Annotated in this window: 20 protein-coding genes; 16 read left to right on the top strand and 4 right to left on the bottom strand. The window is 69.6% G+C overall.

The window, feature by feature from the left end:
* The first annotated feature begins 17 nt into the window (after positions 1-17).
* The 4 genes from murA to RZO50_RS10650 are packed head-to-tail and all read left to right on the top strand — an operon-like array spanning position 18 to position 4,262.
* Complete coding sequence (gene murA / locus RZO50_RS10665) at positions 18-1,388, top strand: UDP-N-acetylglucosamine 1-carboxyvinyltransferase (RefSeq protein WP_322599714.1); 1,371 nt, start codon at positions 18-20, stop codon at positions 1,386-1,388.
* 4 nt (positions 1,389-1,392) lie between these two features.
* Positions 1,393-2,154: a lysophospholipid acyltransferase family protein gene (locus tag RZO50_RS10660; protein WP_322599713.1), complete on the top strand. Its 762-nt coding sequence runs from the start codon at positions 1,393-1,395 to the stop codon at positions 2,152-2,154.
* Between the two features lie 13 nt (positions 2,155-2,167).
* Positions 2,168-3,274, top strand: coding sequence for an NAD(P)H-dependent glycerol-3-phosphate dehydrogenase (locus tag RZO50_RS10655; protein ID WP_416211593.1), 1,107 nt, complete (start codon positions 2,168-2,170; stop codon positions 3,272-3,274).
* On the top strand, positions 3,180-4,262 hold the full coding sequence (locus RZO50_RS10650; protein WP_322599711.1) for a D-alanine--D-alanine ligase family protein: 1,083 nt from the start codon (positions 3,180-3,182) through the stop codon (positions 4,260-4,262). Before RZO50_RS10655 ends, RZO50_RS10650 begins: the two co-directional genes overlap by 95 nt.
* Positions 4,263-4,277: 15 nt before the next feature.
* On the opposite strand, the gene RZO50_RS10645 is transcribed toward RZO50_RS10650, so the two are convergent.
* On the bottom strand, positions 4,278-4,766 hold the full coding sequence (locus RZO50_RS10645; protein WP_322599710.1) for a DUF3515 family protein: 489 nt from the start codon (positions 4,764-4,766) through the stop codon (positions 4,278-4,280).
* Positions 4,767-4,818: 52 nt separating this feature from the next.
* On the opposite strand from RZO50_RS10645, the gene thiL reads away from it, so the two are divergent.
* A complete protein-coding gene (gene thiL, locus RZO50_RS10640) occupies positions 4,819-5,799 on the top strand; it encodes a thiamine-phosphate kinase (protein ID WP_322599709.1) in 981 nt (326 codons plus the stop codon).
* 13 nt (positions 5,800-5,812) lie between these two features.
* Here thiL and RZO50_RS10635 read toward each other — a convergent pair whose 3' ends face one another.
* Positions 5,813-6,373 carry an RsmD family RNA methyltransferase gene (locus RZO50_RS10635; RefSeq protein WP_322599708.1) on the bottom strand — a complete coding sequence of 187 codons (561 nt, stop codon included), beginning with the start codon at positions 6,371-6,373 and terminating at the stop codon, positions 5,813-5,815.
* Positions 6,374-6,425: 52 nt separating this feature from the next.
* Here RZO50_RS10635 and RZO50_RS10630 point away from each other — a divergent pair, with 52 nt between their 5' ends.
* The 6 genes from RZO50_RS10630 (at position 6,426) to mutM (ending at position 11,591) form a co-directional block, all read left to right on the top strand.
* The gene (locus tag RZO50_RS10630) at positions 6,426-8,597 is read left to right on the top strand and encodes an ATP-dependent DNA helicase RecG (RefSeq protein ID WP_322599707.1); all 2,172 of its coding nucleotides are present in this window, start codon (positions 6,426-6,428) and stop codon (positions 8,595-8,597) included.
* Positions 8,598-8,624: 27 nt separating this feature from the next.
* A complete protein-coding gene (gene coaD / locus RZO50_RS10625; protein WP_322599706.1) occupies positions 8,625-9,122 on the top strand; it encodes a pantetheine-phosphate adenylyltransferase in 498 nt (165 codons plus the stop codon).
* Positions 9,123-9,236: 114 nt separating this feature from the next.
* Complete coding sequence (locus RZO50_RS10620) at positions 9,237-9,710, top strand: YceD family protein (RefSeq protein ID WP_322599705.1); 474 nt, start codon at positions 9,237-9,239, stop codon at positions 9,708-9,710.
* A gap of 39 nt (positions 9,711-9,749) precedes the next feature.
* A complete protein-coding gene (gene rpmF, locus RZO50_RS10615) occupies positions 9,750-9,959 on the top strand; it encodes a 50S ribosomal protein L32 (protein ID WP_045297913.1) in 210 nt (69 codons plus the stop codon).
* Positions 9,960-9,976: 17 nt separating this feature from the next.
* Positions 9,977-10,690 (top strand): ribonuclease III, encoded by a 714-nt coding sequence (gene rnc / locus RZO50_RS10610; RefSeq protein WP_322599704.1) that lies wholly within the window; start codon positions 9,977-9,979, stop codon positions 10,688-10,690.
* Positions 10,683-11,591 carry a bifunctional DNA-formamidopyrimidine glycosylase/DNA-(apurinic or apyrimidinic site) lyase gene (gene mutM / locus RZO50_RS10605; protein ID WP_322599703.1) on the top strand — a complete coding sequence of 303 codons (909 nt, stop codon included), beginning with the start codon at positions 10,683-10,685 and terminating at the stop codon, positions 11,589-11,591. Before rnc ends, mutM begins: the two co-directional genes overlap by 8 nt.
* 3 nt (positions 11,592-11,594) lie before the next feature.
* Here the strand turns inward: mutM and RZO50_RS10600 are convergent, their stop codons facing one another.
* Together RZO50_RS10600 and RZO50_RS10595 are read right to left on the bottom strand one after the other, a co-directional pair.
* The gene (locus tag RZO50_RS10600; protein WP_322599702.1) at positions 11,595-12,698 is read right to left on the bottom strand and encodes a GNAT family N-acetyltransferase; all 1,104 of its coding nucleotides are present in this window, start codon (positions 12,696-12,698) and stop codon (positions 11,595-11,597) included.
* Positions 12,699-12,726: 28 nt separating this feature from the next.
* On the bottom strand, positions 12,727-12,972 hold the full coding sequence (locus RZO50_RS10595; RefSeq protein WP_322599701.1) for a hypothetical protein: 246 nt from the start codon (positions 12,970-12,972) through the stop codon (positions 12,727-12,729).
* A gap of 454 nt (positions 12,973-13,426) precedes the next feature.
* Between RZO50_RS10595 and smc the strand changes: the two genes are divergently transcribed.
* The 5 genes from smc to ffh all read left to right on the top strand — a co-directional run bounded on the left by smc (position 13,427) and on the right by ffh (position 20,650).
* Complete coding sequence (gene smc / locus RZO50_RS10590) at positions 13,427-16,993, top strand: chromosome segregation protein SMC (RefSeq protein ID WP_322599700.1); 3,567 nt, start codon at positions 13,427-13,429, stop codon at positions 16,991-16,993.
* Between the two features lie 46 nt (positions 16,994-17,039).
* Complete coding sequence (gene ftsY / locus RZO50_RS10585; protein WP_322599699.1) at positions 17,040-17,912, top strand: signal recognition particle-docking protein FtsY; 873 nt, start codon at positions 17,040-17,042, stop codon at positions 17,910-17,912.
* Between the two features lie 61 nt (positions 17,913-17,973).
* Entirely contained in the window at positions 17,974-18,474 is a 501-nt protein-coding gene (locus RZO50_RS10580) for a DUF2004 domain-containing protein (protein ID WP_322599698.1), read from the top strand.
* A gap of 25 nt (positions 18,475-18,499) precedes the next feature.
* Positions 18,500-19,075, top strand: a complete 576-nt coding sequence (locus RZO50_RS10575; protein ID WP_322599697.1) for a TetR/AcrR family transcriptional regulator — start codon at positions 18,500-18,502, stop codon at positions 19,073-19,075.
* A gap of 12 nt (positions 19,076-19,087) precedes the next feature.
* The gene (ffh, locus tag RZO50_RS10570; protein ID WP_322599696.1) at positions 19,088-20,650 is read left to right on the top strand and encodes a signal recognition particle protein; all 1,563 of its coding nucleotides are present in this window, start codon (positions 19,088-19,090) and stop codon (positions 20,648-20,650) included.
* Positions 20,651-20,653: the final 3 nt, after the last annotated feature.

Genomic DNA, 20,653 nt, shown 5'->3' with positions numbered 1-20,653 from the left:
CAAGTGAGGTTCACCGGATGAAGACACTTCTCAACGACACGGCCGAGCCCACGTCAGGAGAGAAGCACATGACCGGAGAAACGCTGCGGATCACCGGCGGCCGACCGTTGCGCGGCCGCGTCGAGGTGAAGGGCGCGAAGAACCTCGCCACCAAGGCGATGGTGGCGGCTCTGCTCGGTGAGACGACGAGCGTTCTGCGCGATGTCCCGGACATCAGCGACGTCCAGGTCGTCCGCTCGCTCCTCGAGGTCCACGGTGTGACCGTCGAGGAGGGACCGGAGCCCGGCAGCCTCACCTTCGATCCGCGCGGCGCGGTCGCGGCGCACTTCGAGGAGATCGACGCCCACGCCGGCGCGTCGCGCATCCCGATCCTGTTCTGCGGACCGCTCCTGCACCTCCTCGGCGAGGCGTTGATCCCCGACCTCGGCGGATGCCGCATCGGTGATCGGCCCATCAACTTCCATATGGATGCGCTGCGCGCCTTCGGTGCGGTGGTCGACAAGAGCTATGAGGGCATCCGGATCACGGCACCCGAGGGTCTCCACGGCGCGTCGATCGAACTGCCCTACCCCAGCGTCGGCGCCACCGAGCAGGTGCTGCTGACCGCCGTACGCGCCAAGGGCACGACGGAACTGCGAAACGCCGCGATCGAGCCCGAGATCATGGACCTGATCGCCGTGCTGCAGAAGATGGGCGCGATCATCTCGTACGAGCCCAACCGCGTCATCCTGATCGAGGGCGTCGACACCCTGCGCGGGTACGATCACCGGTGCATCTTCGACCGCAACGAGGCCGCCTCGTGGGCGTGCGCGGCGCTCGCGACCGACGGCGAGATCTTCGTCGGCGGTGCCAAGCAGCAGGAGATGCTCGTCTTCCTCAACGTCTTCCGCAAGGCGGGTGGTTGGTTCGACGTGCACGAAGACGGCATCCTGTTCCGACGGGACGGATCCCTCAAGCCCGTCATGGTCGAGACCGATGTCCACCCCGGGTTCATGACCGACTGGCAGCAGCCGCTGATCGTCGCGCTGACGCAGGCGGAGGGCCGCTCGATCGTGCACGAGACCGTCTACGAGAACCGGCTCGGCTTCACCGCCGCGCTCAACCAGATGGGGGCCGACATCGTCGTGCACCCGGACGGTCTGGACACCCCGGACCGCCGCGTTCCCCGCCGTGCGCTCGAGCAGGCCGCCGTCATCAACGGTCCGACCCCCCTCCACGGCGCCGATGTCGTCGTGCCCGATCTTCGCGGCGGGTACAGCTACCTCATCGCTGCGCTGGCCGCCGAGGGCGAGTCGATCGTCCGCAACGTCGACATCCTGCGTCGCGGCTACGAGAAGCTCTTCGCCAAGCTGGACACGCTCGGCGCCGACTACGACATCATCGGATGACCCGGTGACCCCCCGCCCGCGCGCCTCGACGGAGAAGTCGCGTCCCAGTGTGTTCTGGCCCCTCGCGGCCATCATCGTGCCGCTGACCGGCCTGATCGCGAAGATCGAGGTGATCGGCGGCGAGAAGCTTCCGCGCGAAGGCGCGTACGTCCTCGCTCCCAACCACAACAGCGAGTTCGATCCGATCATCGTCGCCGTGGCGACGTGGCGGATGGGACGCGCCCCGCGCTTCATGGCCAAGGAGAGCCTGTTCCGCGTGCCGGTGCTCGGGTGGGCGCTCCGCGCGACCGGGATGGTGCCGGTGGCGCGGTCCGCATCGGCATCCGCCTCGCGCGCGACCCTCGACGCCTCCACCGAGATCGTCGAGAACGGCCGCGGCGTCATCGTCTATCCGGAGGGGTCTCTGACGCGTGACCCGGACCTGTGGCCGATGCGAGGCAAGACCGGCGCGGTGCGGCTGGCGCTGGCCGGCGGGATCCCCGTGATCCCGATGGCGCAGTGGGGCACGCAGCAGATTCTTCCGCGCTACGGCAAGCTGAAGCTGTGGCCCCTCCGCCGGCGCGTGCAGGTGATCGTCGGAGATCCGGTCGACCTCTCCGCTTACATCGGGAAGGACGGGCAGTCGCCGGCCCTGGTGGCCGCGACCGACGTCGTGATGGGGGAGATCTCCGAGCTTCTCGCCCAGCTCCGCGGCGAGCCGGCGCCGGCCACGCGGTGGGACCCGAGCGCGCACGGGCAGAAAGAGACCGGGCGCCTTGAGTCGTAGACACGACGCGTCCTTGCCGCGCGTCACCGTCATCGGAGCGGGCAGCTGGGGCACGACCTTCGGAAAGATCCTCGCCGACGGCGGAGCGCACGTGACGATGTGGGCCCGCCGCGCCGAGCTGGCGCACGAGATCGACGAGGGCAAGCGCAACAGCCGATACCTGGCGGGGGTCAACCTGCCCCGCGACATGAGCGCGACGCCGCACCTGTCCGAAGCCGTCGAGGGCGCCGAGCAGATCTACCTGTCGATCCCGAGCCAGTCCGCGCGGCAGAATCTCAAGGCGCTTCGTCCTCTCGTGGCGGCGACCGATGTCCCGATCGTGTCGCTGATGAAGGGGGTCGAGCGACGCAGCGGTCTGCGCATGAGTCAGGTGATCGAGCAGGAGCTGCGATGCGATCCCGCGCGCATCGCGGTGGCCTCCGGCCCGAACCTGGCGCTGGAGATCGCGCGCGAGCAGCCGACGGCAGCGGTGATCTCCTCGATCAGTCAGGAGACCGCCGACGCTGTCGCGCGGCGATCCCGGAACCGGTACTTCCGGAGCTTCGTGAACACCGACGTGATCGGCACCGAGTTCGGCGGGGTGCTGAAGAACCTCATCGCCGTCGCCATCGGCATCGTCGACGGTGTCGGGTACGGCGAGAACACGAAGGCGTCGATCATCACCCGCGGACTCGTGGAGATGACCGACTTCGCTGTCGCGCAGGGTGCGCAGCCCGAGACGCTGCAGGGATTGGCCGGCCTCGGCGATCTCATCGCGACCTGCCAGTCGCCGCTGAGCCGCAACAACACCGCCGGCCGACTGCTCGGACAGGGCTACAGCTTTCAAGACGTGGTCAAGCAGATGGAGCAGACCGCCGAAGGTCTCGCATCGGTGGCTCCCGTACTCCAGCTGGCACGCGAGGCCGGCATTCAGATGCCCATCGTCGAACAGGTCAAGCGTGTGCTCGACGGGACGATGGACCCGCGCGAAATCGCGCCGCATCTGACGACGGACGACGATGACCCCCAGGGGGAGAGGACCCAGAATGGACAAGCGGGCAGTGGTGGTGCTCTTTGGCGGTCGCTCCAGCGAGCACTCGATCAGCTCCGCGACGGCGGGCGGCGTCCTCCGCGCGATTGACCGCGACCGGTTCGACGTGATCCCGGTCGGCATCACGCGCGAGGGCGCCTACGTGCTCGAGGACGATGACCCCGACAAGTTCGCGTTGGATCCCGAGAGCATGCCGGAGGTCGTGGACAACGGCACGCGGATCGTCTGGCCGGATTCGACGGCGAGCCGCGAGCTGCGGGTCTCAGACGCCGCCGGCGAGCGCTCGCTCGGCTCCGTCGACGTCGTCTTGCCCATTCTTCACGGGCGCTTCGGCGAGGACGGCACCGTGCAGGGCTTCCTCGAACTGCTCGGCATCCCCTACGCCGGTGCCGGGGTCCTCATGTCGGCGATCGGCATGGACAAGCACACCACCAAGAGTGTGCTGAAGGCGGCGGACGTGCCCGTGGTGCCGTGGGTGACGGTGACCCGGGCGGACCTCGCTCGGGACCGGCCGCAGATCGAGCATCGTGTTCGGGCCCTGGGGCTGCCGGTCTTCGTCAAGCCCGCGCGTGCGGGGTCGAGTGTCGGCGTCACGAAGGTCGCGGCGCTGTCCGATCTCGATGCCGCGCTCGAGGTCGCCTTCGCGGAAGACGATACGGTGCTCATCGAGCAGGCGGTGACAGGGCGTGAGATCGAGTGCGGTGTCCTCCCCGGGCGGGACGGTGGGCTGCCGAGGGTGAGCCTGCCGGGCGAGATCGTCATCTCGGGTCGGGAGTTCTACGACTTCGAAGCGAAGTACCTCGGCGCCCCGGGCATCGACCTCGTGTGTCCCGCGGAACTGCACGACGGCGAGCTCGCGGAGATGCAGCGGGTCGCGGCCCGCGCCTTCGAGGCCGTCGGTGGCGAGGGGCTCGCGCGCGTGGACTTCTTCTTCACCGGCACCGATTTCTACGTCAACGAAGTCAACACGATGCCCGGTTTCACACCGATCTCGATGTTCCCGAAGTGCTGGATCGCCACGGGCATGACCTACACGGACCTCATCACCGAGCTCATCGACGGAGCGCGCGACCGCTGAACACCGGTGACGGGATCACGGCAGCCGGGTCTGGGTGCCCACGCAGGCGGCGTCCTGCGGGAACTCGACCACGTGGGGCGCCATGGCGGCCAGCACGTCGTTCGGTGAGACCCGTTCGTTGTCGACGAACAGCTGCACCGCCGGTGTGCGACCGTACGTGGTGATGAGGTAGTTCGGCTCCTGGGAGTCGTCGACGATCCAGTCGACGCCCCCGATCTCGATGCACTGCGCCTCGGTCGGCCCGGGCGGGGTGACCCCGCACGTGAGGAGCACCGCCGCCGGATCGCCCCAGGCGCCCGTCGCCTGTGCGTCGGTCCATCGACGCTCCTGGCCGTCGACGGCGTCCGGCAGGCGAACGATGATGTCGGCGCACAGCGGGTCGTTCGCATCCGGTGCAGGGTCGAGGGACACCGTCGACGCGGTGCAGCCCGCCAGAAGAGCCGCCGTCGCGGCGATGGCTGCGAGGGCGAGAGCGGTCCGGACCGCGGTGAAGGGGTGTGCCACTCCACCACGCTACCCGTCGATGCGTGGAGCGTCCCGACGCTAGCGTGGAGGGATGACCCAGAGCCCTGTCGTGGGGAGGATGGGCGAGGCGGATGTCCTCGCGCGCATCCTCGACCGCCTCGGACCCTCCGAGTCCCTCGTGGGGCCCGGCGACGACGCCGCCGTGCTGGCGCTGGCCGACCCGCGGGTCGTGGCCACCACCGACACGCTCGTGCACGGCCCGGACTTCCGTCTCGCATGGTCCAGCGGCTACGACCTCGGCTGGAAGGCCGCCGCGGTCAACCTCGCGGACGTGGCGGCGATGGGTGCCCGGCCCGTTGCGCTCCTCGTCGCGCTCGCGATGCCCGATGAGACTCCCATCGGGACCGTGGAGGCACTCGCCGACGGTCTCCGCGACGCCTGCGACGCCCTCGCGCCCGGGTGTCGTGTGGAAGGCGGCGACCTGGCGGCCTCCGACACCCTCACCATCGCCGTGACCGCCCTCGGCGCGCTCGACGGTCGCGAGCCGGTGCGACGCGCCGGTGCACGGCCGGGTGACATCGTCGCCGTCGCCGGCGAGCTCGGGCCGGCGGCGCGTGGGCTCGCGCTCCTGTTCGAACGCTTCCGGGATGCGGAGGGCACGCCCGTCGCCGTCCGTGAGGAGACGCTGGACGCCGCCGAACGCCTCGATCTCTCCCGACAGCTCCGCCCCGTGCCGCCCATCGCCGCGGGCGTCGCGGCGGCGGAGGCGGGAGCGACGGCCATGATGGACGTTTCGGACGGGCTCATCCTCGACGCGACACGCCTGGCGACCGCCTCCGGGGTCTCGCTCGACCTCGACGGGGCGGCGATCGGCGGCGAACCGGCCCTTTCCGGGGGCGAGGACCATGCCCTGCTGGCGACATTCCCGGCCGACGTGCCCCTCCTCGACATGTTCCGCCGCATCGGACGCGTCGTACCACCCGGCGCCGACCGTGTCCTCGTGGAGGGGGAGCGGCCCCTCGGCCGCGGTGGATGGGACCCCTATGCGGATTGGGACGCGGCGCGTGGCTGAACGTGCCGGCCGATCATCGGTCGGTGCGTGCCCACCAGATCGTGGTGTCGCCGTGCCTGCGCGATCTCTCCCATCGCAGCCCGGCGGGAAGCGGGGGCTCCCCCGAGCGCGTCGCTCGTTCGATGACCACGTCGGCATCCTCCGACAAGGCCGCGCGCAGCAGGCCGAGGGTTTCGGCGAGGTCCCCGTCGGCCAGATCGTACGGGGGATCGAGGAAAACGAGGTCGAAGCGCTGTGTGGTGCCGCGGAGGAACGCATCGGCGCTGGCGCGGTGCACGCGTGCGGGCGCGCCGCCGAGGGCGCTCGCGACCTTGCGTGCGTTGCGAGCGGTCACGGCAGCGGCCTTCGGGGACTTCTCGACGAGGTCTGCTGAGGCTGCCCCTCGCGACAGGCACTCCAGGCCCAGAGCTCCGGATCCGGCGAAGAGATCGAGGACCGCGGCTGCCTCGACGACCCCTGCCGACTCGAGCGCGCCCACCACCGACTCGCGGACACGGTCGGATGTCGGGCGGGTGCCGGCGCCGGGAACCTCCAGCGCGAGGGATCCGGCGCCACCGGAGATGATGCGGGTCACGGCTCCACCCTACAAAGCGGGGGACGTCGGCGGTGGTGCCTAGACTTCTGACATGCCCACGCTCGACTCTCGCCTCGACGGGGTCGTCGGCACCGCCGCCAAGACCCTCGACCGCGCGTTCGGCATGAAGACCGTGGCGGATCTGCTCGGGCACTACCCGCGCCGCTATGCCCGGCGCGGCGAACTCACCCCGATCGCGTCGCTGCCGGTGGGGGAGTCGGTGACCATCGTGGCCGAAGTGCGTTCCGTGAGCGACCGGCCCATGCGAAACCGCCGCGGAAGCCTGCTCGAAGTGGTCATCAGCGACGGCAACGGCGAGCTGTCGCTGACCTTCTTCAACCAGGCTTGGCGGGCCAAGGAGCTGCGCCCGGGGCGACGAGGGACCTTTTCGGGAAAGGTCGGCGAATACCGCCGCTCGCTGCAGCTCGCGCACCCTGCCTACGAGCTGTTCGACGACATCGACACGGCTCTGATGTCCGCCGAGGCGTGGGCACGGCTCCCGATCCCGATCTATCCGGCCACGAGCGCGCTCACCAGCTGGCAGATCACCAAACTGGTCCAGCACGCCCTCGATGTGCTCGACCCGGTACCGGATCCCCTCCCGGAGGACCTGCGCACCACGGCCGGGCTCCTGCCGCTCGGCACAGCGCTCGAACGCATCCACCGCCCGGACTTCGACGAGCAGATCGAACCCGCGCGACGGACCCTGCGCATGCACGAGGCGTTCGTGCTTCAAGCCGCCTTGCTGCAACAGCGTCAGTTCGTGCGCGCGATGTCGGCGACCTCCCGGGAGCCGGGGGAGCTGCTGGCCGACTTCGACGCCAGGTTGCCGTTCGAGCTGACCGTCGACCAGGTCGACGTCGGACGACGCATCCGCGCGGATCTGTCCGGCGCCTGGCCGATGAACCGCCTGGTCCAGGGAGAAGTGGGTTCGGGAAAGACGCTCGTCGCGCTGCGGGCGATGTTGCAGGTCGCCGAGACCGGGGGGCAGTCAGCCCTGATCGCCCCGACCGAGGTGCTCGCCGCGCAGCATCTGCGCTCGATCACGCGCATGCTCGGCCCGGACCTCGCGCCGCGCCTCATGCCGACTCTCCTCACCGGCCAGCTGACCGCCGCAGAGCGGCGGCGGGCCGCGCTGCGGGTGGCATCCGGCCAGTCGCTCATCGTGGTGGGTACGCACGCGCTTCTCAGCGCGAGTACGACCTTCGCCGACCTCGGTCTGGTCGTCGTCGACGAACAGCACCGGTTCGGCGTCGACCAGCGGGATTCCCTGCGCGCGAAGGGGTCCTCGCCCCACGCCTTGGTCCTGACGGCGACGCCCATCCCCCGCACGGTTGCGATGACGGTCTTCGGGGACCTCGACGTGTCCACCATCCGTTCCCTGCCCGCCGGTCGAGCCGGTATCCAGACGCATGTGGCGCCCGTCGCCGAACGGCCCGCCTGGTTCGCGCGGGTGTGGGACCGCGTTGCCGAGGAGGTGGCCCAGGGCCGCCAGGCATTCGTCGTGTGTCCCGCGATCGACGCCGATGCGGGGGGCGGCAGCGGGTTCAGCGACGATGCCGATGGTCCGCCGTCAGCCTCCGAGCCGGCGGACGCGGCCCCCACCCGGACTCGCTGGGGGGTCGTGCAGGTCGCCGAACTGCTGTCCGGGCACCCCGCGTACGGATCGCTGCGCGTCGAGACGCTGCACGGCAAGATGCCCGCGGAGCACAAGGATGCGATCATGCAGGCTTTCGCGCGAGGAGAGGTTGATGTGCTCGTGGCGACCACGGTGATCGAAGTCGGGGTCGACGTCCCCAACGCCTCGACGATGGTGATCCTCGAAGCCGACCGCTTCGGGGTCTCTCAGCTCCACCAGCTGCGCGGTCGCGTGGGGCGCGGCGGTGTGCCGGGCCTGTGCCTGCTCGTCACCGAGTCCGACCCCGGCACCCCCGCCCGCGCCCGTGTGGAGGCGGTCGCGCGCACGCTCGACGGGTTCGAACTGGCCGAGGTCGACCTGGAACTGCGCGGCGAGGGCGACGTGCTCGGCGACGCCCAATCGGGTGTTCGCTCGTCCCTGCGGCTGCTTCGCGTCATCACCGACGCCGACATGATCGCCGAGGCGCGCGAGGCCGCAGAGCGTCTTCTCGAAGACGACCCGGCGCTCCTGCGTCACCCGGCACTGCTGGAGGCGATCGAGCGGCGGGTGGGACGCGCCGAACGCGCCGCTCTCGCCAAGAACTGAGCTCGCGTCGACCGCTAGGCTGGGCCCATGAGCAGCCGGATCGCCGTCGTCCCGGGTTCGTTCGATCCGCCGACCCTCGGACACCTCGATGTGATCCGGCGCGCAGCCGGGCTCTACGACCAACTCCACGTGCTGGTCGTGCACAACCCCGACAAGGAGGCGATGCTTCCGATCGCCCAGCGGCTGACGCTCCTGGAGGACTCGATCGCCGAGGCGGACGTGGACGGGGACGTCGTGGTCGCGGCGTGGAGCGTGGGGCTGCTGGTCGATTACGCCGTCGACGTCGGTGCCGGGGTCCTGGTCAAGGGGATCCGTTCGCAGGTCGACGTCGCCTACGAGACGCCCATGGCGATCGTCAACCGCCATCTCGCGCACATCGAGACGGTGTTCCTCCTGCCCGACCCCGCCCATGCGATGGTCTCGAGTTCGCTCGTGCGGCAGGTCGCTTCCCTCGGGGGCGATGTGTCGCCTTTCGTCCCCGGACCGGTGGCTCGCTTCCTCGACACGGGAGCGCGGGGAATCTGACGCTGTCTGCGACCCGCATCCGGTGTGGCGCGGGTAGCATGGTCGACCGTGGTCAAGCACACTCAAGGACCCTTCGTCCTCCCCGTCCGTGACATCACGCACCGCCCCGGCGAGATGCGCGAGTTCGAGATCGACGTGGCAGCCCCCGAGAAGTGGGGCGAGGGGCTCGTGGCGATCCCGCAGGGTGAACCGGTCACCGTCGACGTCCGTCTGGAGTCGGTGCACGAAGGCATTCTCGTCTCCGCTGAGATCGACACCGACTACCGCGGAGTATGCGGTCGCTGCCTCACGGACGTGTCGGAGCCGCTCGAAGTCGAGTTTCAGGAGCTTTTCGCGTATCCTGGTTCGGAGCAAACTGACTTCGAGGTTCAAGACGACCACGTGGATCTTGAACCTCCGGTCAGGGAGGCGATCGTCTTGTCGCTTCCGTTCCAGCCGGTCTGTCAGCCGGATTGCCCCGGGCTCGACCCGGTCACGGGCGAGAAGCTGACGGAGCGCACCGTTCAGGAGCAGCCCGCTCCGATCGATCCGCGCTGGGCCGCGTTGCAGGACTACACCACAGACCACGACGACACGTCGCGCCCGTGAGGGTCGGCGGGTCGGCGAGAACACAGAAGAGAGTCAGCCATGGCAGGTAACCCCCCGAAGCGGAAGGTCTCCCGTTCCAACACGCGCTCGCGTCGCGCGCAGTGGAAGGCCGAGGCCCCCACGCTCGTCAAGACCGTCGAGAACGGCAAGACCGTCTACAGCCGTCCGCACCAGGCGAAGGTCGTCACCGACTCGCAGGGCACGGAGCTGTTCCTGGAGTACAAGGGCCGCAAGGTCGCCGACGTCTGATCGGCCCTCGGCTGATCATGGCGAAAAGCGGCACGCGTGCGTCGTCCTCGACATCGTCTGACGCGTCCCTTCTCGAGAAGCTCGGGGCCGAGATCGACCCCGAGCTTCTGTCGCTCGCGCTGACGCACCGCTCCTGGGCGTACGAGAACGGCCAGGTACCCCACAACGAGCGCTTGGAATTCCTCGGCGACAGCGTGCTGGGGCAGGCCGTGACCGTGCGGCTGTACACGCGGCATCCCGATCTCGACGAGGGCGCCCTGGCCAAGCGTCGCGCAAGCGTGGTCTCGACGGTCGCTCTCGCAGAGGTCGCCCGCACGATCGGTCTGGGGGACTACCTGCGTCTCGGCGTGGGCGAGGATCGCACCGGCGGTCGCGACAAGGACTCGATCCTCGCGGACACGATGGAGGCGGTCATCGGCGCGACCTATCTGTCCGCCGGACCCGACGCCGCGACCTCCCTCGTGCTGCGTCTGGTCGAACCCCTGCTGGCCGATCCCGAGCGGTACGGGGTCGCGATGGACCCGAAGACCGGGCTGCAGGAGCTTGCTGCGAGCCTCGACCGGCCCGCTCCGGTGTACGCGGTCGATTCGACCGGCCCTGATCACGACCGCGTCTTCACCGCCGTCGTCACGGTCGGCGACCACTCGTCCACGGGGGCCGGGACGAGCAAGAAGCAGGCCGAGATGGCTGCGGCCCTCACCGCGTGGCGCGAGCTCAGCGCGCGTGCCTGAGCTTCCCGAGGTCGAGGTCGTTCGAGCAGGTCTCGAGCCCGCGGTCACCGGCGCCGTGGTCACCGGCGTGAGTGTGCTGGACGAGCGGGCTCTGACCCGACACCCCGGGACGGGGCTGGACTTCGAGACGCGTCTGACCGGCCGTACCTTTCAGGCCGCCGCCCGACGGGGAAAGTTCCTGTGGCTGCCGCTCGGCCCGCTGGGCGACGACGATCGTGCGTGTGTGGTGGCGCACCTGGGTATGAGCGGACAGCTGCTGTTGCGCGAGGCCGGCGCGGCGACCCAACGCCACGAGCGCGTCCGACTCGATGTGCACCACCCGGCGCACGGCGACCTCGCCGTCGTCTTCGCCGACCAGCGCACCTTCGGCTCTCTCTCGTGGGACACGGTGATACCGACTCCAGACGGTGCGCCCGCCGGCGCCGGCTGGCCGGCGGCGGCCGTGCCGACCCAGGTCGCACACATCGCGCGCGATCCACTGGATCCCGCGTTCGAGGACGGGGCGTTCCGCGAGGCGCTGTCGCGCAAGGGCTCCGCCATCAAGCGCGTGCTCCTGGACCAGACGGTCGTCAGCGGCATCGGGAACATCTACGCGGACGAGGCGCTCTGGGCGGCGCGAGTCCATCCCGAGACCGAAGCGAAGGCGTTGTCGACGCGAGCGGTCCGACGGTTGCTGCACGAGGTGCGTGCCGTGCTCGCGAAAGCCCTGGCGGAAGGCGGCACGAGCTTCGACGCGCAGTACGTCAACGTCAACGGGCAGGCCGGCTACTTCGCCCACTCCCTCAACGCCTACGGACGCACCGGCAGCCCGTGCCCGCGCTGCGGTCACCCCATCGTGCGGGTCTCGTTCACCAACCGCAGCAGTCACTACTGCGCGCGATGTCAACGTCGGGCCGGTTGACCCTCAGACGAGCGTCTTCTTCCAGGCGCCGTCGTACATCACCGGCGCGAAGCCGAGGGCTTCATTGATGTCGAGCATCGGGCGGTTCTCTTCGGCGTTGTACGTGATCACGCGGGGGGAGTCGGGGGCCAGGCTGCGCCACTGCAGCAGGCCCGCGCACTTGACGAGCATCCCCAGCCGGTGGCCGCGGTGCTCTGCGAGCACCAGCGTGTCCTCCTGGAACGTCACCGAGCCGGGTGTGCCGCTGCGCACCAGCTCGTTGAAGGCGCACAGTTCCCCGGTCGCCGATTGCTCGGCGGCCGTGACCAGGACCTGGTGGCCGCCGTCGACCCACAGGGCGTCGTGGCGTTCGACGCGCGCGGTGTCCCAGACCTCCTCGTCGACGGTCAACGCCGCCGCCGGGACATCGGTGGACATGCGCGACTTCATCCACGCATACCCCGGAATTCGATCGGGCGGTGTGGGGAGCATCCAGTGCACCACGCGATAGCCCGCAGCCGCGCGTTCGGCATCGGCGAAGAGTTCGGCGAGACGATCGGTCGGCGTCGTGAGGTCGTAGGCGCTGCACCGTTCGATCTGCTCGAGGGTGTACCCGTGGCGGCGGTAGAACCGTGCGACATGGTCGAAGGGGATGCTGCCCGCTCCCGTCGGCGGGGTCAGTCGTTCGCCCGGCGCATCGGGGTGGTCGGCCCACGACTGCAGCACCGTCCTGCCGTGCTCGCGCGCGGTGCGCTCGACGAGGTCGTATGCCGCCGAACCGATACCGTGACCCCACACCCGGCGCACGAGCTCGATCTGCCAGAAGGCCACGGTCGAACCGGACTCGAGCGGGATGTCCACCCCGATGCGACCGATCGGGCGATCGTGTGCATCGGTCAGGAGCCAGAGGTGGCGGATCTCGTAGCGGTCTGCCTGGTAGTGGGGCAGCAGCTCCGCCGGGGTTCGCGTGTGGTCGTCGGTGCCCGAGGACTCGCGGTAGACGATGTTGCGGACCTCGGCAGTGGCCAGGAAGTCCGCCGCGTCGGCATCCGCCACGGAACGGGGGATCCCGACGCGGCGCGCGCGTGCACCGGCGACGGCGGCGATGCCGTCGTATGGATCGGACATGAGGGCGTCTCCTTCGTCTCGTGCGCGGTCACAGACGCGGGAATCGCGTGAGATGCGCGCGGTGCGCCTGCCACTCGCGCTCGGCGCAGGCGGCGAGGACGGTGCGCCGACGCCGACGCGCGGCGGCGGCTTCTCGCCTCCGCGCGCCCCGCAGCAGGAGCCACAGGCCGATGCGGAGTTCGATCCGGTCGAGGGCGGTCAGGTGTCGGATGTCCGCCGGGGCGGTGAGGGTGTTGCGATCGTGCCGGTGCACGGTCGTGTTGAGGGTGATCACGGGTGAGGTTCTTCCAGAAGGGTTCGCGCGGAGCGCGCGGGATCATCGATCGGCTGTGGAGCATCGATCCGCCGACAGGCGGGGATGAGGTCCGGCCGAGGTGCCGAGAAACGGCGCGCACGGAAGGCGCATGAGGATTCGTCGGCGGCGGTCAGCCCGCGATGGGGGCGATGACACCGCGGAATCCGGCCACCGGAGCGGCGGCGCGGTACGGGGAACGAATCCCGGCGCGGGTGGTGGGCGCGAACGTCGCGATCATGTTCATCATCGGTGACCTCCTTCCGTGAGATGCGAACAGAACGCTAGTGCCCCTCGTCGTCGACGTCAAGAGGATTCCCGGTTTCGGCGGCGAGTGGGCGTGTCGATCGGGCCGGCAGCCTGCCTGTCGCGCGGAGAGAGCACCGCCGGTCGGGTAGCGTTGCTCGGTGATCCACACAGGCCGGAGGACGCACCCATGCACCTGAAGAGCGTGACGCTCAAAGGGTTCAAGTCGTTCGCGCAACCGACGACCTTCGAGCTCGAGCCCGGTGTGACCTGCATCGTCGGCCCGAACGGCTCGGGCAAGTCCAACGTCGTCGACGGCCTCGCCTGGGTCATGGGGGAGCAGGGCGCGAAGACCCTCCGCGGCGGCAAGATGGAAGACGTCATCTTCGCGGGCACCGCGACCCGGGGTCCGCTCGGGCGCGCCGAAGTGCAGCTGACGATCGACAACAGCGACGGTGCGCTGCCGATCGAGTACTCCGAGGTGAGCATCCGCCGCACGCTGTTCCGCAACGGATCCAGCGAGTACGCGATCAACGGAGAGGGGTGCCGGCTCCTCGACGTGCAGGAGCTTCTGAGCGATTCCGGCCTCGGTCGGGAGATGCACGTCATCGTCGGCCAGGGGCGGCTCGACGCGGTGCTCCAGGCGTCGCCGGAGGATCGACGCGGCTTCATCGAAGAGGCCGCCGGCATCCTGAAGCACCGGCGTCGCAAGGAGAAGACCCTCCGCAAGCTCGAGGCGATGGAGGCGAACCTCACCCGGCTCAGCGACCTGGCCGGGGAGTTGCGTCGTCAGCTCAAACCGCTCGGTCGGCAGGCCGAGATCGCCCGGCAGGCACAGTCGATCGCGGCGATCGTGCGCGATGCGAAGGCGCGGCTGCTCGCCGACGACCTCGTCGCGCTGCGGGCCGAGCTCGACGGGTTCGCCCGCACCGAACAGGAACGTCACACCGAGCGCGGTGCTTTGCAGGAACAGCTCGACACCGTGCGCGCGCGCATCGCCCGACTGGAGGCCGAGCAGCGCTCCGAGGCCGTCGATGAGGCGCGTCGCGTCGCACATGGGCTCGAACGTGTGCAGGAGCGGCTCCGATCCCTCTACGCGCTCGCGGGCCAGCGACTGGCGCTGCTCGCGGAGCCCGAGCAGGGGGAAACGGCTGACGCGACCACCATCACGCAGTCGGTGATCGACGAGGCACGTTCCGAGATCGACGACATCGCGGCCGGGCTCGGCGACGCACAGGACGCCGCAGAGGCCGCCGCGCGGGATGTCGTCCGCGCGCGCGCCGAGTTGGACGCGCTCGACGCCGACATCGCCGAACAGAGCGCGCTCGTGTCGGAGCACGACATGAAGATCACCGCGATGCGTGGCACGGCGGAGGCCGCCGACTCCGCGCTGGCCGCGGTGCGGGGCGCCGTCGAACGACAGCAGCGGGCGCTCGACGCGGCACTGACCCGTCGCGCCGAGGCAGAGGCGGAGCTGGCCGGGATCGACCCCGCCGATGCACCGACGACAACCGCTGACGAGCATGCCGCCGCGTACGATCGCGCCCAGCGCTCCGCCGCGGACCTCGAAGTCGACGTCGCCGACCTCCGTGATCGGCTCCACGCCGCGGAACGTGAAGTGGAGGCGCTCTCGGCCCAGACGACAGCGCTCTCGCGCGCGCTGGATGTGCGTAACGCCGCATCGGAACTCCTGTCCGAAGGAGCGACGGGCCTCATGGGTCTCGTCGGTGACGCGGTGCAGGTCACGCCCGGCTTCGAAGCCGCGATCGCGGCGGTGCTCGGCCCCCTGGCCGAAGGGGTGCTCGCCGCCGACCACGACGCCGCCTTCTCGCTGGCCGCGGAGCTTCGAGGGCGCGACCTCGGCGTCGTCGACATCGTCGTCGCGGACGCGGCCGAGACCTCGATGGCATCTCCTGTGCCGGCAAGCATGCGGCCCGCCACGGAGGTGGTGGTGGCGCCGCCCGGAGTACGCCGCGTCTTGAGCAGCGTCGTGATCGCCGACGACCTCGACGCTGTTCGCAGCGCGACTGCTGTGGAGGGCGGCATGGATCCGCGCATGACGATCGTCACGCGCGATGGCGAGCTGTTCACGGGGTCGACGCTGCGCGCGGGATCCGGCCAAGGGAGATCGCGGCTGGAGCTGGCCGCTGAGCGGGACGCGGCCGCCGAGCGGCGGGCCGAGATGACCGTCGTCGTCGAATCGCTCCGTCAGGCGCTCTCGGACGCGTCGGGATCGCTCACCCAGGCGCGCGCCGAGACGAAGGCCACCCTGGCGGCACTCCGTGAACATGATGCCGCCCTTGCGGCGCACGCGGAGCAGGTGAACCGAGCCACCGTGCGGCATGAGTCCGCTTCGGCCGAGTGTGACCGGCTGAGCGTCGGGCTGCGGCAGGCCGAGGCGGCGGTCGAAGACGCCGAGGCCTCCGCCCGCTCCGCGAACGATCAGCTCGCGCACGCGCTGGAGGCACCGCGTCCGATCCTCGACGCCTCGGCGCGCGAGGGTCTCCTGGCGGCGCTCGAGGCTGCGCGCGATGCGGAGATGCGGGCGCGCCTGGACGTCGAGACTCTTCGAGAGCGGGTCCGTGCCGGTGAGGGCCGTGTCCAGCAGCTTCAGCGTCAGCGCGAGCGGGAGCGGGCAGCCGCGGAGGAGGCAGCGCGTCGCGCCGTCGTCCGGCGCGCGCAGCGACGCCAGGCTCAGGGCGTGTCCGATGCGTTGCCCGCCGTCCTGGACGCCGTGGACCGATCGTTGAGTCAGGCCCGTGTGGAGCTCGCCGCCGCGGAGTCGGCACGCACCGCGGTGACGGCCGAACTCACGGATCTGCGCCGTGCCGAGTCGAGCACCCGCGAGCGCCTCGCTGGACTCACCGAGAGCGTCCACGGCCTCGAGCTGAAGATCCACGAAAAGAAGCTGCACGTCACAGGTCTTCTCGACCGCGTTGCCGGCGAGCTCGGCCTCGACGAGAGCATCCTGGTTGCGGAATACGGCCCCGATCAGATGATCCCCGACGACTCCGCGCTGCTGTCCTCCGCCGAGGCCGGTGCAGGAGACGGGCGCGCCGCGGCCGATGACGGCGACATGCCCTCCATCGCATATGACCGCGATGCGCAACGAAAGCGACTCAGGGACGCGGAGCGAAAGCTCGCGCAGCTCGGCCGAGTGAACCCCCTCGCCCTCGAGGAGTTCGCCGCGCTCGAGCAGCGCCACAAGTTCCTGGTCGACCAGCTCGACGATCTGACCCGCACCCGCAAGGATCTCCTGACGATCATCGAGGAGCTCGACGAGCGCATGCGATCGATCTTCCTCGAGGCCTTCGAGGACACGCGCGTGGCATTCGGCGAGGTGTTCCCGATCCTGTTCCCGGGCGGCACCGGCAGTATCTCGCTGACCGACCCGGATGCGCCCCTCACGACCGGGATCGAGGTCGCGGTCAGGCCCGTCGGCAAGAAGATCGAACGACTGTCTCTCCTGTCGGGCGGGGAACGGTCGCTGGCGGCGGTCGCGCTGCTCACGGCGATCTTCAAGGCGCGTCCGAGCCCGTTCTACATCCTCGACGAGGTGGAGGCGGCGCTCGACGACGCGAACCTCGGTCGCCTGCTGGGGGTGTTCGAGCAGCTGCGCGAGAGCAGCCAGCTGATCGTGATCACCCACCAGAAGCGGACGATGGAGATCGCAGACGCGCTCTACGGCGTGTCGATGCGTCAGGACGGGGTGTCGGCGGTCGTGGGCCAGCGTGTCCGCGAACGCACCTCCGTCTGAGCGTTCGGGCCCGCGTCCCGGGCGTGCGGCGTTCTAGGCTGGAGGCATGGCAGAGAGTTCCTGGTCGCTCGGCCGCGCCCTGCGCGGCATGTTCGTGAAGCCGACGATCGACGAGACGACGTGGGATGACCTCGAGACCGCGTTGATCACAGCCGACTTCGGCCCCGACATCACCGAACGCATCGTCGATGAGCTGCGCGAGAAGGTGGAGCGCTACCGCACGACCGATCCGCGGGATCTCCAGCGGATGCTGCGCGAGACCCTCGAGGAGCACTTCGCGAAGTTCGACACGACCCTCAAGCTCACCGAGCGACCTGCGGTCGTGCTCGTGGTGGGCGTCAACGGGGTGGGCAAGACGACGACGATCGGCAAGTTCGCGAAGTTCCTCCAGCGCTACGGGCGTTCGGTGGTCGTCGGAGCGGCCGACACGTTCCGCGCGGCGGCGGTGGATCAGCTCGCGACGTGGGCTCAGCGCGGCGGGGCGACGATCGTGCGCCCGCAGCAGGAGGGGCAGGACCCGGCATCGGTGGCGTTCCAGACGATCGACCATGCCAAGCAGACCGGTACCGAGATCGTGCTCATCGACACCGCCGGGCGTCTGCACACCAAGGGCGGCCTCATGGACGAGCTCACCAAGATCCGCCGGGTCGTGGAGAAGCAGGCTCCGATCAGCGAAGTGCTGCTGGTGCTGGACGCGACCACGGGACAGAACGGCGTCATGCAAGCCGAAGCGTTCTTGCAGCACGCCGGCGTCACCGGTCTGGTGATCACGAAGCTCGACGGGTCGGCCAAGGGCGGTTTCGTGCTGAACGTCCAGGAACGGACGGGTATCCCCGTGAAGCTGCTCGGCCAGGGCGAGGGGATCGGCGACCTCACCGGGTTCACCCCGCACGTGTTCGCCGCCGCGCTCGTGGAGTGATCGGTCCGACACACGACTCGCAGAACTATCGCCGAGGCGGGCCTGCTGGTTTCATGGAGTCATGGCGATCGAGCACGACTATTTCGGCCTTCTCGAGTCCGGCCCCGACGGGTCGCTCTTCTGGTCGGAGGTCGTCGAGCTCGGCGACCAGGCCGTGACGGTGGATCTGACCGCGCCCGATCAGGATGACGTGTCACCGACAGCGCTGGATGTGGCGGCGTCCCTCATCGCCGCGCTCGAGACGGTGGACCTCAAGGCGCGTGGCGCGATGGTCTCCGAGCTGGGGGATCGCACCAGCGAGGTCATCGAATACATCCTGCAACAGCAGGAGACCTTGGGCGATGACCTCGAGGACATGCTCGTGGACATCAGCGGGGACACCCATGTGGACATCATCCGGTCGTTGCAGATCATGAGCATGACGATCCTCGCCGACGAGCTCGGCGGGAAGGACCCGTTCGCGGTGCTCGAGTACGCTTTGGACCCCGATGCGACCGACGACGTCCTGCTCGTCAACCTCGACTCCGACGGTGACGTCCTGTCGGTGACCAGCGCCGACTGACGACCCGGACCGCTAGCGTGGGAGGGTGGAGACCACGACGCGCGTCGGACGCCCCAGGGCCTCGTCTCGCGAGACGCTCGCCGAGGCCGCGTGCGAGCTCTTCCTGGAACAGGGCTTCGCAGCGACCTCCATCGTGGACATCACCCGACGCGCGGGTGTGAGTCGATCGAGCTTCTTCAACTACTTCTCCTCGAAGTCCGACATCCTCTGGGGCGGATTCGATGAGCGGCTGGACCTCCTCATGCGCGCATTGCGCGACGGGCAGGAGATCGATGACGCGCTGCGGGACTTCGCCGACGGTTTCGCGCCCGACAGCCTCGCCCTCGGTATCGCCCACGGCGCCGTCATGGGAATCGAGGCCGACCTCGAGAACGAACGCGCTCGCCGGCAGCTGCGCCTCGGGATGCTGATCGCGGACCGGCTTCGCGAGGAAGGGGACGCCACGGCCGGCCCGGACATCGATGGCGCCGCACGAGCCGCGGCCATCTTCACGGCGATCTGGCGGTGGGCCGAGTCCGGCCCGGGGGCCGCCCCCCTTCGCGACGACGTGTCGGCCGCTGTGGACCTCGTGCTGCCGCGACCTCCGCGTCCGACCGCGTAGAATCGACGGATCATGGCGACTTTCGGCACTCTCTCCGACCGGCTCACCGAGACCTTCCGCAATCTCCGCACCAAGGGGAAGCTCACGCCCGCCGACGTCGACGGCACGGTGCGTGAGATCCGTCGGGCGCTCCTCGAGGCCGACGTGGCGCTGCCCGTCGTCAAGGAATTCACCGCCAAGGTGCGCGAGCGCGCGCTCGGCGACGAAGTCAGTCGGGCCCTGAACCCCGCGCAGCAGGTCGTGCAGATCGTCAACGAGGAGCTCGTCGCGATCCTCGGCGGTCAGCAGCGCCGACTCCAGTTCGCCAAGAACCCGCCCACCGTCATCATGCTCGCGGGGCTGCAGGGGTCGGGCAAGACCACCTTCGCGGGCAAGCTCGCCATGCAGCTCGAGAAGGACGGTCACACTCCGTTGCTTGTGGCCTGCGACCTGCAGCGCCCCAACGCGGTCAACCAGCTCCAGGTGGTCGCCGAGCGCGCCGGCGCCGCGATCTACGCCCCCGAGCCGGGCAACGGCGTCGGTGACCCGGTGAAGGTCGCACGCGACGGTGTGGAGACCGCCCGACGTCAGCAGCACGACGTCGTCATCATCGACACCGCGGGCCGGCTCGGCGTCGACCAGGAGCTGATGACCCAGGCCGCCGACATCCGGCGTGCGACCGAGCCCGACGAGGTGCTCTTCGTCATCGATGCGATGATCGGCCAGGACGCGGTCAACACCGCCAAGGCCTTCCAGGACGGCGTCGACTTCACAGGGGTCGTGCTCTCCAAGCTCGATGGGGACGCGCGCGGAGGCGCCGCGCTGTCCGTGGCGTCGGTCACGGGACGTCCCATCATCTTCGCCTCGACGGGAGAGGGGCTCGAAGACCTCGAGGTCTTCCACCCCGACCGCATGGCCAGCCGGATCCTCGACCTCGGCGACATCCTCACCCTCATCGAGCAGGCGCAGCAGGCGTTCGACGAGGAGGAGGCCCGCAAGGTCGCCGACAAGATCGCGAGCGAGCAGTTCACCCTCGAGGACTTCCTCGAACAGATGCAGCAGTTCAAGAAGATGGGCTCGATGAAGAAGATGCTCGGGATGCTCCCGGGCATGGGTCAGATGAAGCAGCAGATCGACGAGTTCGACGAGCGCGAGATCGACCGCACCGAGGCCATCATCCGTTCGATGACACCGGGCGAGCGCCGGAACCCGAAGGTCCTGAACGGGTCGCGGCGCCTGCGGATCGCGCGCGGCTCGGGCATGACGGTGACCGATGTCAACCAGCTCGTGCAGCGCTTCGACCAGGCGGCGAAGATGATGAAGACCGTCGCCCGCGGCGGCGTGCCCAGCGTTCCGGGTATGGGGCCTGTGGGCGGCAAGCCCGGCGCGTCGGCCAAGCGCGGCAACAAGAACGCGAAGAAAAAGGGCGGTTCGCGTTCGGGAAACCCCGCCAAGCGGGCGGCGGAGAACGCCGGAATCGCGGCGCAGGCCCCCGAAGCGACCGGCTCGGGGTTCGGGCTCGGCGGGGCCGGAGGCGCCGGTATGCCGAGCGAAGCCGACTTGGCCGAGCTGCAGAAGATGCTCGGCAAGGGCTGAACC

This window comes from Microbacterium xanthum, from assembly GCF_034531355.1.
GTDB classification, from domain to species: Bacteria; Actinomycetota; Actinomycetes; order Actinomycetales; family Microbacteriaceae; genus Microbacterium; species Microbacterium xanthum.
This window is presented reverse-complemented; position numbering and strand designations above follow the sequence as displayed.